12 protein-coding genes are annotated in these 14,833 nt (G+C 40.4%); 3 read left to right on the top strand and 9 right to left on the bottom strand.

Annotated elements, in window-relative coordinates:
• Positions 1 to 180: 180 nt before the first annotated feature.
• The 5 genes from lhgO to V7K98_RS11525 all read right to left on the bottom strand — a co-directional run bounded on the left by lhgO (position 181) and on the right by V7K98_RS11525 (position 6,332).
• A complete protein-coding gene (gene lhgO, locus V7K98_RS11545) occupies positions 181 to 1,395 on the bottom strand; it encodes an L-2-hydroxyglutarate oxidase (protein ID WP_335021808.1) in 1,215 nt (404 codons plus the stop codon).
• A gap of 105 nt (positions 1,396 to 1,500) precedes the next feature.
• Complete coding sequence (gene rfbF / locus V7K98_RS11540) at positions 1,501 to 2,274, bottom strand: glucose-1-phosphate cytidylyltransferase (RefSeq protein ID WP_335021807.1); 774 nt, start codon at positions 2,272 to 2,274, stop codon at positions 1,501 to 1,503.
• Between the two features lie 327 nt (positions 2,275 to 2,601).
• Positions 2,602 to 4,770 (bottom strand): tetratricopeptide repeat protein, encoded by a 2,169-nt coding sequence (locus V7K98_RS11535; protein ID WP_335021806.1) that lies wholly within the window; start codon positions 4,768 to 4,770, stop codon positions 2,602 to 2,604.
• Positions 4,771 to 4,825: 55 nt separating this feature from the next.
• Entirely contained in the window at positions 4,826 to 5,608 is a 783-nt protein-coding gene (locus tag V7K98_RS11530; protein WP_335021805.1) for a PP2C family serine/threonine-protein phosphatase, read from the bottom strand.
• A gap of 49 nt (positions 5,609 to 5,657) precedes the next feature.
• Positions 5,658 to 6,332, bottom strand: coding sequence for a vWA domain-containing protein (locus tag V7K98_RS11525; protein WP_335021804.1), 675 nt, complete (start codon positions 6,330 to 6,332; stop codon positions 5,658 to 5,660).
• A gap of 754 nt (positions 6,333 to 7,086) precedes the next feature.
• On the opposite strand from V7K98_RS11525, the gene V7K98_RS11520 reads away from it, so the two are divergent.
• On the top strand, positions 7,087 to 8,493 hold the full coding sequence (locus V7K98_RS11520; protein WP_335021802.1) for a response regulator: 1,407 nt from the start codon (positions 7,087 to 7,089) through the stop codon (positions 8,491 to 8,493).
• Positions 8,494 to 8,576: 83 nt separating this feature from the next.
• Complete coding sequence (locus V7K98_RS11515; RefSeq protein WP_335021800.1) at positions 8,577 to 8,777, top strand: type II toxin-antitoxin system VapB family antitoxin; 201 nt, start codon at positions 8,577 to 8,579, stop codon at positions 8,775 to 8,777.
• 19 nt (positions 8,778 to 8,796) lie between these two features.
• On the opposite strand, the gene V7K98_RS11510 is transcribed toward V7K98_RS11515, so the two are convergent.
• From V7K98_RS11510 to V7K98_RS11500, 3 genes are all read right to left on the bottom strand, one after another.
• Positions 8,797 to 9,198 (bottom strand): type II toxin-antitoxin system VapC family toxin, encoded by a 402-nt coding sequence (locus tag V7K98_RS11510; protein ID WP_335021798.1) that lies wholly within the window; start codon positions 9,196 to 9,198, stop codon positions 8,797 to 8,799.
• Entirely contained in the window at positions 9,195 to 9,434 is a 240-nt protein-coding gene (locus tag V7K98_RS11505) for a type II toxin-antitoxin system Phd/YefM family antitoxin (RefSeq protein WP_335021796.1), read from the bottom strand. The genes V7K98_RS11510 and V7K98_RS11505 overlap by 4 nt, the downstream gene beginning before the upstream one ends.
• Before the next feature lie 112 nt (positions 9,435 to 9,546).
• A complete protein-coding gene (locus tag V7K98_RS11500) occupies positions 9,547 to 10,212 on the bottom strand; it encodes a leucine-rich repeat domain-containing protein (RefSeq protein ID WP_335021794.1) in 666 nt (221 codons plus the stop codon).
• A gap of 395 nt (positions 10,213 to 10,607) precedes the next feature.
• Here V7K98_RS11500 and pheT point away from each other — a divergent pair, with 395 nt between their 5' ends.
• Positions 10,608 to 13,058 carry a phenylalanine--tRNA ligase subunit beta gene (gene pheT / locus V7K98_RS11495; RefSeq protein WP_335021792.1) on the top strand — a complete coding sequence of 817 codons (2,451 nt, stop codon included), beginning with the start codon at positions 10,608 to 10,610 and terminating at the stop codon, positions 13,056 to 13,058.
• Between the two features lie 156 nt (positions 13,059 to 13,214).
• Here pheT and V7K98_RS11490 read toward each other — a convergent pair whose 3' ends face one another.
• A complete protein-coding gene (locus V7K98_RS11490; RefSeq protein WP_335021790.1) occupies positions 13,215 to 14,330 on the bottom strand; it encodes a septal ring lytic transglycosylase RlpA family protein in 1,116 nt (371 codons plus the stop codon).
• Positions 14,331 to 14,833 lie beyond the last annotated feature (503 nt).

Genomic DNA, 14,833 nt, shown 5'->3' with positions numbered 1-14,833 from the left:
AGAAGATTTTGGTGTCAATTTTGGGATATTTTTTTATTTGGAAGTCCCTTAATTGATGCACGAAACTTTTTCTTGTGGGATGGCCAATCTTGTCCGTCCCTTGTATTTTCCGATGAGCAAGATGCTCACCCCACAAGATTCATCCCTTAATTCAGCAGCACCGGAAGTAAATATAGATATCTATGCAGTTACTACATTATTTAGATGCGCGAGTTGGGGAATTTCTGCCACCAGCGCTTTACCGATTTCTAGGGAAGATGTGGCAGCAGGAGATGGAGCATTGCAAACATGGATGGAGTTTTGACCGGAAACAATCAAAAAGTCGTCTACAAGTTTGCCATCGTTCATTAAAGCTTGAGCGCGGACTCCTGCATGGGTGGGAACTAAGTCTTCTGCTTGGACTTCAGGAATTAGTTTTTGCAAACTTCTGGTGAAGGCTGCTTTACTAAAGGAACGAATGATTTCTTGGATGCCTTCATCAGCGTGTTTGGCTGCCAATTTCCAGAAACCAGGATAAGTGATGACTTCCAGAAAATCTCGTAAGTCAAAGTCGGTTTTTTTATAACCTTCGCGTTTGAACGATAGAACTGCGTTTGGCCCTGCGTGAACGCTACCATCTATCATCCGGGTAAAGTGGACACCCAAGAAGGGAAAATCTGGGTTGGGAACTGGGTAAATTAGTGTCTTGACGAGATGGCGTTTTTCTGGGATGAGTTCGTAGTATTCTCCCCGGAATGGGACAATTTTGGCTTTGGGTTCGACTTTACCTAGTTTGGCGGTGCGATCGCTATGTAATCCCGTACAATTAATTACAAAGCGGGTTGCAAAGTTACCTTTGTTTGTTTCTAGTACCTGATTTTCACCACTTGGGGAAATTTTCAGAACTTTTGTATTGAGATGCAAATCCCCACCCTGCTGTTGAATTAGCTGGGCATATTTCAAACAAACTTGTTTGTAATTAACAATACCAGTTGAGAATACCCGAAGCCCACCTACGCATTTTACGTGAGGTTCAATTTCCCTGACTTCTTCGGGGCTGATTCTCTTAACTTCTATGCCATTGTCTAAGCCGCGTTGGTAGAGATTTTCTAGACGTGGTAGTTCTTGTTCTTCGGTCGCAACAATTACTTTACCACAAACTTCATGCTCTATTCCATGTTCTTGGCAAAATTCTACCATAGAGCGAGAACCGTCACGACAAAATTTAGCTTTAAAACTCCCTGGCTTGTAGTAAATACCAGAATGAATTACTCCGCTATTATTGCCGGTTTGATGAAATGCCCATTGGCTCTCTTTCTCTAGTACTAAAATACGCGCATTGGGATAGCGTTTTCCTAAAGCTAAGGCTGTAGAGAGTCCAACTATTCCCCCACCTATAATCGCAAAATCATACATTAGTATTATCGCACTTAAAATTACAGTAAATCCATAAAGTCATTTGGGATTGGGTATTGGTTAGAAAAATCTTCCCCAGTCCCTAGTCCCCAATCCCCAGTCTCCTTACCATACCTGCCAAGGAGCTTGATTGGTTTTCCATAGCCCTTCTAAGTAGTTTTTATCGCGTAAAGTATCCATTGGCTGCCAAAACCCATCATGCTTAAAAGCAGATAGCTGTTCCATATCGGCTAGCTTTTCTAATGGCTCTTGCTCCCATACTGTAGAATCATCAGCAATCAAATTGATTACTTCTGGTTCTAACACAAAATAACCGCCATTAATCCAAGCTCCATCACCTTCAGGTTTTTCCCGAAAGCTAGTAATTTTAGTTTGCTCATTTCCCAAGGAAATAGCACCAAAACGTCCGGCTGGTTGAACGGCTGTAAGTGTTCCTAATGTTTTTTGTTCTTTGTGAAACTTCACTAGCTCGGTGATATTAATATTACTTACACCATCACCATAAGTAAAGCAAAAAGTTTCATTACCAAGATGTTCGCTAATTCGCTTTAAGCGTCCGCCTGTCATGGTATTATCACCCGTATTTACTAAAGTGACACGCCAGGGTTCAGCATAACCAGAATGTACGTTCATCTGGTTAAATCGCATATCAAAGGTAACATCTGACATGTGTAAGAAGTAGTTAGCAAAATACTCCTTAATTATGTAACCTTTGTAACCGCAACAAATGATGAAGTCATTAATGCCGTGGGCGGAGTAAGTCTTCATTATGTGCCAGAGAATTGGCTTACCACCAATCTCAACCATCGGCTTGGGTCTGATACTAGTTTCTTCACTGAGGCGTGTACCAAGTCCTCCAGCCAAAATGACCGCTTTCATGCAATTACCTCGGAGATTTGTAGGGATATTATTATTTGACTTTTTCGATATGAAGAGGATGCACTTAGGTAGAGAAAAATTAATTTCTAATTTGTTTTTCTCAGTCAACAATCTAACCGTAATTTCCCCTAAAATTATAAAGGAAAGATAAATTAACATCTTTTCTATATAAAAGCTCAATGAATATCTATAAACATGAAAATCAGTTACTTAATTAAATAAAAATCCCACTAATAAAATAACTAGGATTAGCTTGTGCTAACCCTAGTCAGGCTTGGTCTATTCACTGAAAACTAATAATATGCAAGTAACAAAACTTACTTATTTCTAGTTAGTTTTTTCTAGATTACTTGGGCTTTGAAATAAAGGATCGCATTTGTTTTCTACAACAACACATAAGTTACTGAGTGCTTGCTGATAATTATCCATATCATCTTGCTCAAGAAACATTTTTGCAGATGCCTGTACATCTGCGATAGCTTTCGTTTGGTTGTTGTTAGATTCACTACCACCATATTGTGCTAGCTCATAACGAACCATACCTCTTTTGAGATATGCTTTTGCTAGTTTGGGGCTAATTGCTAATGCTTCGTTAAGATCGGCGATCGCTAGTTTATACTGTTGCTCATAATTGCTGCTATATTGAGCAATTTGATAATAGACAACACCTCGCTGAAAGTAAGCTTCTGCTTTAGATACATTCAGTTTTATCGCTTGAGTAAAATCTGTGATTGCTTTTTTGTAATCTTTTTGAGATTCACCGCTATATTTAGCCATTTGGGTGCGGACAATTCCCCGTCTGATATGAGCTTCAACTTCGTTATTATCCAGACTGATAGCTCGATTATAGTCTGCGATCGCTAGGTTATATTCTGTATCAGGATCGTTGCTATATTCGGCAAGCATATAGCGGGCATTACCCCGATTCACCAGAGCTTTGATTTGATTGGGATTGATTTTGAGAGCTTGGCTATAATCCGTGACTGCTCCTTCGTAGTCTTTCAAGTTATACCGGGCATTGCCACGATTTACAATCGCTCTGGCATGTGTCGGTTCTTGTGCAATTGCTTCGCTAAAACTGGCAATTGCTTTTTCATAGTCTCGACCGTTGTAAGCAATATAACCCTGCTGATAGTAATCAGCGAAGCTAAGTTTTTTAACTGCCTGGCGAGACTTCAATGTTTGTTGAGTGTAAGCATTTTGGGAAACCAACGGCTGAGTAAATTTAATCATTACGTCCGCATATCCCAATAAACCAAAACCCATCAAGCAACAAATAACCGGGTACAATTTTGACTTTTTGGAACGTTTAAAAGATGAACCACTTGGGGTCATTACTGGTTGCCAGTAATTAACTAAGTGCGGTGACATACTTCGTTGGGGAAAATGCGGTGTCTGGTTGTAGCGCTTTTTCGCTTTGATTCGCGGTTGAAGATGTTCTCTAGCTTCTATAGCCCGATGTGATGGGAAGGGATCGCGTCCGCCTAATCGCACGGTACGTTCACACCACGGACAACTACGCATGTGGTTGTTGTAGCGATGCTGAGGATTTGTAGTGCAGGTAATTAGGGAATCTTCAGCTTCAGCAATGGCTGAGAGCCAAGTCTGGGCACTGGGGCGCAGTTGTGGGTTATTGTGACCCTCTTCAAAACAACGGACAAATAGTTCTTGGAGACTGGGATGAAGAATTTCCCAAGGGGGTGCAATGGGTGTCGGTAGGTAAGGTACGTACCGTTTTTGGCTGTAAGTAAAATGACCCGATGCAATGCGGGCTTCGTAGGGAGGTGGCTCAATAGCGCCTTGAAAAATTCCCGAAAATGGGTGAGTGCCTTCCATTAGGAGTTGGAATACCAGCACTGCTAACCCAAATAAATCGTGAGAAATTTCGCGATCGTGCTGGGCAAAAGTTTTATTCTGTAGTTCTGGTGGAGTAAACTCTGGTTTCCCGACTGGGCAGCGATAGACAATATTGCTGTTGGGGTCGAGTACTTGGAAAGAGTCTGTATCTATCAAAGTCACTAGTGCAGTGTCACTGACGAGGATATTTGACTCGTTTACATCACCTATACAATATCCACTAGCGTGCAAAGCAGCAATTGCTGCCGCCAAGTTACGAGCCGTGCGGAGCAGGTACTGATAGTTGAATAGGGGACAGTGTTGACGGCGGGTTCTGGGGTTGTAAAAGTCGATGATTGGACGCATCCCCTCAATCCGTGGCATCAAAAAGCCCAAAATGGGATTTTTGCCATCTGCTGCCCGTAATAAATCCTCTGGCCAAGCGATAGAAATATGCCCCAAACTAGCCGTAGGGTTTTCTGGCGGGTTGGCAAGCATTGCCTGGAGTTTATCAGCATGGGCTGTAGTTGGCTTGTGGTAAATCTTTGCCACCAAGTTGTTATCGGATGGCACTGCATAAACACAAGCTTCACCACCACGCCCCAAACTGACATTGAGGCTGAGGATTTCTTTTCTAGGGGAACAACGTAGTACCTGCATAATGAAATTACCGCTAACGGAAGTTATTTAGATGTGAAACCTGTAAATTGATTGCTCATGAGTTGTTGAATGCAGCTATAATGAGTGTCAAATCATCATCAGTGCGTTGGGTAATTCGGTCTGAGCGTAAAAACTTTACTAACTGCTCTTTTGCTTCTGTCTTATCCTCGGTATTGGCTACAAATTCAAATAGGGGAAAAAAGAAAGGTTTGTGGGGTTCACCAACAACCATATTCAAAGCCAGCATCTGTAGTCCGTCGGTGATGATACCAACATTCACTATCTCTGTACGCCACAATCTCATCTGCGCTGTATCTAAAGCACTAGCCGAAGTTAAAAACGTGGTTTCGTTAATGTATTCGCCACTATCAGGTATAGTCAGCGCCAAAAGGTTGCCCGTGCTATCTTTTGCCACTGCCAAACCATCACCTATTTGCACTACAGCGACAACTTCTGGTGTGGCAACCATGATAATTAAGGTAGTTGCTAAATCTTGAAGTTGTTTGTCACAAGTAGCCGCTTCAGCCTCAACAGCTTTTTTGGCAGCTAGTATGGCATCATTTAAGAGCGATCGCACATAAGCATCATCACTCAAAAGTTTTCGGGTGATTCCAATGCTCGAAATGCTTTCTATTGCTGTCTCCACAGCAATAATCGCTCCCACTTTCCCCAGTAATGCAGAACCCGCCCCATCTGCTGCGGCCGCCACTAAAACATTATCTGATAATATCTGCCAGTGATGAGCATCCTGACATAACTGCTTGTTTTTTAAGTGACTTGTACCACATACAGACGCAGCCACAATCCGCCATTGAGCAATCTGTTTTGATATGTTCATAGATTTTTTTTCAACAGCTAGCTGCGTAAACATCAAGCTGCGATTTTAATTAAACAGTCCCCCAACCAATTGGCGGTAGTGCTACCTGTTCGTCTACTTGCGAATGAGAAACGGCTGACATACTAGTTGATAGCCAAACAAACATCTCGATAAAATTCAATCCTTTGAGCTTCAAAGGTGTACGCACAGTTATTTGATTTAAACGCGCCATATTCGCATTTTCTACACCCACTGTAAAAAAAGCTACGCGCTTATTTGCTTCATCTCCCTGTAAGCGCTGGGATGCTTGCTCGACCACATTCTCTAACTCGCCTTGCGGTTCACCATCAGTAATCATGAATACCCAAGGACGATAGTAAGCAATCCCATTGGTACGATACTGAGATTTCCGCTCTTGAATTATGTCCAAAGCTTTATGAATTCCTGCACCCATTGTAGTCAACCCCTGTGCTGTTAAAATGGGGGGATTGAATTGATCGGCAGTCACAAAGTCTTGGACTACATTGACATTACTATCAAAAGTGACGATCGCCACTTCCACCCGTCTGGCAGCTAAGGAATTTTTAACTAATTCATCCTTTAGACTGAGTAAACCTTGATTTAAAGCCTCAATGGGATCTCCTTGCATCGAGCCAGATGTGTCTAGTAAAAGTACACAAGGACAGCGTGGTTCTGGGTTCTCAGCAAATTCTACGACTTCATCAAGTCTTAACGTATCGTGCATAACTTTTTGTGTTATGTTAAAATTCAAAGCTTTATTTCCCTTTTGTCAGATTATATAATTGCCAACCGCCGAAGCGACTATAGAATATAGTATCTAGTGGTAGATGCTCTAATCTTTATTAAACAAATTATTTTCATGAAGTTCTCAATATATTTAAGAAGAACTTGAGTACAGTTTAGTTTAGCAAAAAATAGTTTATCAAAACCCAGCCTTACCTGTTGTAATGTATCTACCAAAAATTTATATCCATTAAACTTACAGTACAATAAATACGTAGACTTTCCCAGATAAGTTTTTAAAGATTTTATGTAGAAGAATTCTTCCTTTACACAAACATTATTAACCATAATTAAGATCCTTAACTCTAGAAGTATACCAGTGCAAATGCATGAACTTGGAATCAAATTTGCTTCTTGAAGTGAGTGGGCATAAATAGACATCATTGTTAAGGTCTTAAGGAAAGAGTTCTTGGGAGTGGTTAAAATCCAGCATTAACCAACATCTCTTGATAGTCCAGCTATGACAAATGTTTATCTTTATCCATACCCACTTAGTTGTTCTTTGAGATAAGTTAAGTTAAAAGTGCCAAATGTAACAAATGAGTTATAAAACTTATAATTTTTAAAATATATACATGTTTTAAAAGGAATAACTTGTGCGTAGAAAAATATTACAAAGAAGAGGATAGTTTATCGCTGATATTTTCAATCTACAAATGTTCGATTGTTGATTCCGCAAAAAAAACTTGAAAAATATGAATAACTCAGGGACATTCACCAAACTACGTTCTCTAAGTTTGTTAAGACAGTTATCCAATTGCTCCGATAGTACTTGTTTACAAGCATTAAGTAACTCAGTTTGTTGGTCAATTTACTTAGAACAAGGAAAAATAACTTACGCTACCCATTCAGTTGAACCTTTTGATAGACTAGAACGCCATTTGCGCCGCCTCGGACACCAAATCCCTCTGCTTACTAGTGAGGTTCGCGTTCAAGTTCGTCTGATGTTTGAACCTGACTCCCACACTCAGTTAATCAAAGATGACAGCAATTCCAAAAGCCACCCTCCTGAGTATCAGGCAATATCCTGGCTTGTTAGTCAACAACATCTACATTCTACACAAGCAGCAGTGCTAATTCAAGAATTAGTTAAAGAGGTAATTGAATCATTTTTGCTCATCAAAGAAGGTACTTATGAATTAACAGAACCTATTGATAGAATGCCAAGAATTTGTCGCCTAGATGTCGAAAAAATTCTAGAACGTTGTCAAATAAGATTAGAAAATTGGCAGGCTTTTATTCCACAAATTTCTTCTCCATATCAACGTCCATATCTGTTAATGAACAGCAAAATTGAGGAAGAGGATTTACCAAAACTTCAGCCAGATTTAATTGATTGGATGAAGGGTTTTAGCCTGTGTCATTTGGCGACAATTTTGAATCAAGATGAAATCCAACTAGCTCGCAATTTATACCCTTACATACTTAAGGGTGCCATCCTCTTGCATGAACCAGATCCACCTTATGATCAATTACCAAAGATATTTGAAGCGCAATGTCTAGAACGGGCTACACCTACGTTTTTGGCAAAATTAATTACGGATATAGCTGATACCAAACAAGAGCTAAATACTACCCTCAACTCTTACCCAGATATTTCTCAGGAGAATATAGCTCCTGTTCCACAATTACCACAGATTTCTGAGCCTCCAAAAGAAAATTTTCAGGAACCAACAACATCAAATAACATAAATCTTGCTTCCCAAAGAGTAACGGCTGCTACTGTCACGGTAAAAAAAGTTCATAAAATTGTTTCTGTTGATGATAGCCCTACAATTCTTAAAGAAATTAGTTATTTCTTAGAAAATGAAAATTTTTCTGTAGTGACCATTAACGATCCAGTAAAAGCAGTTCTGTCAATTATAAGGCATAAACCAGACTTAATTTTGTTGGATTTAAACATGCTAGGAATTGATGGTTATGAGTTGTGCCGGATTATACGAAATAATTTAATATTTCAAAAGACTCCGATTATTTTTGTTACGGGGAATAAAGGAATTGTAGACAAAGTAAAAGCGAAATTTGTCGGGGCATCTGGATATTTGACTAAACCGTTCACTCGCGCTGAATTACTGAAAATAATATTCATGCATTTAACTTAGCTTTTTACTAAACAGCAATTACTAAATGCACTAAAATCTCTTGTAGAGTAAGAGAGGTAATTCGTAATTAAAAGAGTCAGTACATGGCTACTAATTTAGAAATTGACGAAAACTTAATTAAGGAAGCTCTCGATCTTGGTAGTCATCCAACTAAGGATGGCGTTGTTGAAGAGGCATTACGAGAGTATGTGCAGCGTCGAAAGCAACTGAAAATTTTGGAGCTATTTGACACGATTGAATATGAAGATGATTATGACTACAAGCAACAGCGCCGCAGTCGATGAAAGTGATTATATTTATTTATTATCTGATTCCGAAATCACCAGAAAATAATTGCACATCATAAAGTTTAAATATCTGGTCTATAGAAATCAGCGTTAAACCTTCTACTAAAGCTTGAGAAATTAGTATTCGGTCAAACGGATCTTTATGATGTAGAGGTAAAGTATTTAAATTTAGAACATGGGCAGGGATAACGGACAAAAAAGAGATCCCATTTTTATCTTGGCTGTCGTAGATGTCTTCTAAGGATTGACTAAGCGTGAGCTTCCCTACCTGACTCTTAATTTGTATTTCCCACAAACTAACAACACTGACATATAGTTTTGTGTCCGTTCGTTGTAGCAAACTTAAAATATTTGGTGATAACTTCTCAGGTTCACTGTCCCACCAAATAAAAATATGAGTATCTAATAAAACCTTCATAAACCCCAGAAAGAATCTGGTAAAGGATCATCAAAATCATCACTCATTACCATAGAGCCAAGATTTAAACCCGCTTTGGGAACTACAGGCTGTTCTTGGGGTTGAGACAAAGGCAAAACCCTTGCCCAAGGGACACCCTGCCGAGTTAGCGTCACTTCAACATGATTTTGGATATCTGACAATAAATCAGCTAAATTATCCGATAAGTCAGCAATATCGAAAGTTTTTGATGACATTTTTATTTATGCCCTACTCATAATGCCAGTATTTTCCTTAACAAGGCACCGTCAACAATTCAAGGTGCGTTAGCCTACTCGCACACATCTTAGAAAATTTCAACATTTGGGATTATTTATAGATGTTATCCTTAAACAGTTTTAAATTGCAAATACTTTCTGGCAAGGAGCGGAAAAAATTTTCATGAGCATCTATGTATTGAATATTTTGTAACCTCTTAATGCTTTCTGGTAAATATTCTAAAGCGTTGCTACTTATATATAGGTCTTCAAGACTTTCCAATTCACCAATACTTTCTGGCAAAGATGTTAATTTTGGATTCCCTTGAAGATAAAGAGTTTTTAATTTTTTTAAATTACCAATGCTATCAGGTAATTGGTGGAATTCCCAATTGCCACTAATTTGTAAGTATTCCAGGTTATCAAGATTACCAATCGTATCAGGCAATAATTGTAGCGCAGTTCCGTGAATGCTAAGGTAGGTCAAGGATTTAAGTTGTCCAATAGTATCAGGAAGTTTATCAAAATAACAAAGATCACTTATACAACCCCAAATCTCTAGTTTCTCAAGATTTTTCAAATTGCCGATAGTTTCTGGTAGTTCTTTAAGTCTCCAACAATCACAAATAGATAAAACCGTTAAAGTTGTAAGATTGCTGATACTTTCAGGTAGATACTCAATCTGACGATAATCACAAATATAAATTTCTGTCAAAGTCGGATGCTTTCTATAGTCTTCAATACTTTGCTCAAGTTCTTCTAAAGTGTGACTATTCATAAAAATTATCCGTAGATTTAAGTGGAACACAGTGATCTGCATTCACAAGCTATATGATTTTTAATCTAGAAGTGTCGCGGCTTACTAGAGTATTAATTAAGTAGTCAAAAACCTAACCCCCCAGCCCCCTTCCCTACGAGGGAAGGGGGAGTTTGACTCCCCTCTCCGAAACGGAGAGGGGTTGGGGGAGAGGTTCTTCCAGGATTACTGAATTGGTTTTCTACAGCCGATCGCACAAAATGTAAAGATAAAGTAAAAAAGCGATATTATTCTGCCAGTCTAACGTAGTAGGATTGTTCAAGTGAAAGGGTACGCCTAGCGGAATGAGTAGCCATCGAGCGCTTCTTGCACCCTAAAATAAGAACAAAAGACGATTCCTAAAACAAGCAGACTCCATGCGTATTTCTCTAAATTGGCTGCGCGAACTAGTAGAGATAAAACTTAGTCCTGAAGAATTAGCCGAAACCCTCACAATGGCAGGGTTTGAGGTAGAAGATATTGAAGATCGCCGCACTTGGGCAAATGGCGTGGTTGTAGGGAAAGTGCTTGAGCGTCAACCCCATCCCAACGCCGATAAATTAAGTGTTTGCCAAGTGGATATCGGCGCAGATGAGACTTTAAATATTGTCTGTGGCGCTGCTAATGTGAAGGCAGATATCTATGTGCCGGTAGCAACTACGGGTACTTACTTACCCAACATCGATTTAAAAATTAAACCTGCAAAATTGCGTGGTGTCCCTTCTCAGGGCATGATTTGTTCTTTAAAGGAACTCGGTTTGCCCACTGATGTAGACGGAATTCATATTTTTACCCAGGAAAATTTACCATTGGGTAGTGATGTGCGTCCGTTGTTGGGTTTAGATGATGTAATTTTAGACTTGACAGCAACTGCTAATCGTGCAGATGCTCTAAGTATGGTAGGTGTAGCTAGAGAAGTAGCAGCCTTAACTGGTGGGAAGTTGAGCATTCCTAAACCTGGTGAAGTCTCTATTTCCAAAAGTACGGGAAATTTAACTTTAAAAATTGCCGATACCCAAGCTTGTCCTGCATACATTGGTACGGTAATTGCACAGGTGAAAATTGCTCCGTCTCCCGAATGGCTGCAACAGCGTTTACGGGCGGCTGGGGTACGTCCGATCAGTAATGTTGTGGATATTACTAACTACGTTTTGTTGGAGTGGGGACAACCGTTGCACGCGTTTGATTGCGATCGCTTAAAATCTGTTGCAAGTAGCGAAAATTTAAGCATCGGCGTTCGCTTCGCCAATAATGGAGAATTTCTCAAAACCCTAGATGGACAAACTCGCACTCTAGCATCCCAAAATTTGTTAATTACCGCAAACGACAGACCCGTTGCACTGGCAGGAGTCATGGGTGGGGAAGAAACAGAAGTCCATCAAGGTACTCAAAGCCTAGTTTTAGAAGCAGCTTTATTTGATTCCGTAGCAATTCGCCGTTCTTCCCGCAGTGCAGGCTTAAGAAGTGAGGCTTCTGGCAGATACGAACGGGGAGTTAACAGCGCTGAGTTGGAAATAGCTAATCGCCGCGCCTTATCCTTAATTAGCGAATTGGCTAGTGGAATTCTTGTCCAGCAGGAAATTGCCGACACCCGCCCCGATCCTGCTACCTGGAGTCGTTCTATTGCACTGCGTTTAGACCGAGTTAATCAGATATTAGGGCCAATCGATTTAGGAGAGGACACAGGTGAACTCCAAGGACAAGATGTTGAGCGCATCCTAACTGCTTTGGGATGTAAGTTAACTCCTTCAGGTGAAGATAGCAGCAGTCAACCTACATGGTCAGTTTCTGTCCCACCCTATCGTTACCGCGACTTAGAACGAGAAATCGATTTAATTGAAGAAATTGCCCGTCTCTATGGTTACAACAGATTCTGTGATACCTTACCAGAAAGAGCCGAAGGTGGTTATTTATCTTTAGATGACGAACTGATTCGCAAGTTACGAGCTTTCCTCCGTGCTGAAGGTTTGACAGAATTAATTCACTATTCTTTAGTCAAACCAGGAGAAGAGAGACAGATAGTACTGTCAAACCCGTTATTTGCCGAATATTCAGCCCTGCGAAACGATTTGTTAGCTGGGTTGATTGATGCCTTTCAATACAATTTAGAGCAGGGTAATGGGGCGTTGAATGGCTTTGAAATCGGAAAAATTTTCTGGCGAGAAGAAGACGGTTTGCAAGAAACAGAAGCCTTGGCTGGGATTATCGGAGGCGATCGCACCGTTGGCAAATGGTCAAAAAGTGGACGCGAAGAACCCATCACCTGGTTTGAAGCCAAAGGCATTTTAGAAAGTGTATTTCGGCAACTTGCCTTCCAGGTAGAATTCCAACCCGATTGTCGGGATAATCGCTTACATCCAGGACGTACCGCTTCTTTGTGGATTCGAGGTAACAGACTGGGTATTTTTGGCCAACTCCATCCCCAACTGCGACGAGAAAAAGGTTTACCAGATTCCGTTTATGTTTTCCAGTTGGATCTAGATGTGCTTTTAGAGTCTCTAGGGCAAGATGAAATTCTTGTGCCAATATTCCAGCCCTATTCTACCTATCCAGCTAGCGATCGCGACATCGCCTTTTTCGCACCCGTGAAAATCTCAGTTGCCGAAATTCAAAAAGTAATTACCAAAGCGGGTAAAGATTTACTTGAATCGGTGGAATTATTTGATGAATATCGCGGCGAAAATGTCCCCGAAGGGCAGCGGAGTTTAGCATTTCGTCTAGTTTATCGGGCTAGCGATCGCACTCTGACTGAGGCAGAAGTTGAACCAGTACACAATAAAGTCCGCGAAGCCCTGGTGGAAAAATTCGGCGTTAACCTGAGAAGTTAGAAGTTACGAGTTTTTTGGTCTAGTTCCCAGGTTCAACCGGGGAATACTCTACTTGAATCTGTGAGTAATAAGTAATGAGTAATGGGTATTTACTCATTACTCATTACTCATTACTCATTTAATATTTTTGTGCCCTTGTCCCCTTGTCTCTAAGAATTATCTCCCCAAGACTTCAATATGTACTGGTGCAACGCCACTGCCCATCATTCCTAAAATTCGAGCCGCACCAGCAGATACGTCAATGACTCGACCCCGAATGTATGGGCCTCGGTCATTAATTCGCAGCACTACAGAACGACCGTTGCGGGTGTTGGTTACACGCACTTGCGTACCAAAGGGGAGGCTACGATGGGCGGCAGTCATTGCTTCTGGGTTGAATCTCTGTCCGCTAGCAGTCTTAGTACCAGAACCATCATAGCCGTAATAAGAAGCCATGCCTCTCAAGGTGGCTCGAACTACTCCTACTCCCACGGCAATCTCTTGGGGTAGCTTTGGTATCGATATTAGTTGACGCACTGGTAAATTAGCAATTTCTTTTAGGGGAGATGCATTACCTAAAAGTCTCCGCAGGCGATTAGTCGCTTGCAATGCATCTTCCGCCAGATTATTGGTGGGATTGGTTTGTGCTAGTCGCGTACTTTCGTTGATTTCGACCAATTCTTCGCCATTAATTTTGATTACATAGCGATCGCCATCTTGCTGGAGGGTAACGCTTTTATTTTGCGCTTGATTGGCTGTAGATTTTTCCCCTGCTTTCCAACTGACTGTAATCTTACTCCCGTCCACATTTTCCCGATTCAACTGGTTGATCTTAGCTGCTATTACACCAGCTATCTGAACCGGATCGTTGTCTTCAGAGTTAATCTGGTTACTTACATTTGTTAAGTTCCCAGTATTCAATGCATTTGATGAATTGCTAGCAATAAGGGCGTACGATTGTACGCCCCCTGTATTTGCAATTGCACCAACTTTTTTAGATTCAAAACTTGTATTTGATACAGAACTCAAAAAGGTGAGAACAGGTATATTTCGGATAAAAAGGGTTGCCGCCTTACGTCCTCTAATCTGATGAGGATGAATTTCTGTAATCACAGCATCCAAGGTTTGTCTCCCTGCTCTGGATTGGTACTCTCCCACCTTCACCACATTAGGGGCGGGTGATTTCTGGGAAGCTAGCGCATTTCCCTTGGTGGTTTGAGTACAACCGACTGAGGGTATGCCCAAAGCAGCCATAGAGAGGGCAACAATAATCCACAAATGTCTTTGATTCATGCGTCCGTTTTTTAAAGCGACTGTAGAATTTAAGTTTCATAATTCGCGGGATTTTTCACTAGCAAAAGTGATTTCCCTTCTAACAAACTCGAATTCGTTCTGTTTTCACTTTGTTTTTTATAACTGCAACAGACTAACACGAACCTTTTGGCTTGGGGATCAGGGTTTTAGCGTAATTATTGACTACTTAATTAAATTAAAGTTCCAAATTTAAGCGTGAAACCTTTCTCAAAAGCGGACTTTGGCTATGTAACGCTTTTTTCTGCTACTCAAAAATTTCTTAAAAAAACTTTACGCTTATTGCACGCCAAAGTGACGATACCCTATTGACTTCTGTTCTAAAGGCTCACTACTATTCGTGTATTCTAGATAACATGTATTTTCACTATTTCCTATAAGACGATAATATAACTTTAATAAAATGGCATCGGCATAAATACTTAAAATAGTTTATTTAATGAAATATTTAGATTTCCCTGTGAATAAGTCATGACATGAGTTAC

The sequence above is a fragment of the Nostoc sp. genome (assembly GCF_036917435.1).
Classification (GTDB): domain Bacteria; phylum Cyanobacteriota; class Cyanobacteriia; order Cyanobacteriales; family Nostocaceae; genus Nostoc.
This window is presented reverse-complemented; position numbering and strand designations above follow the sequence as displayed.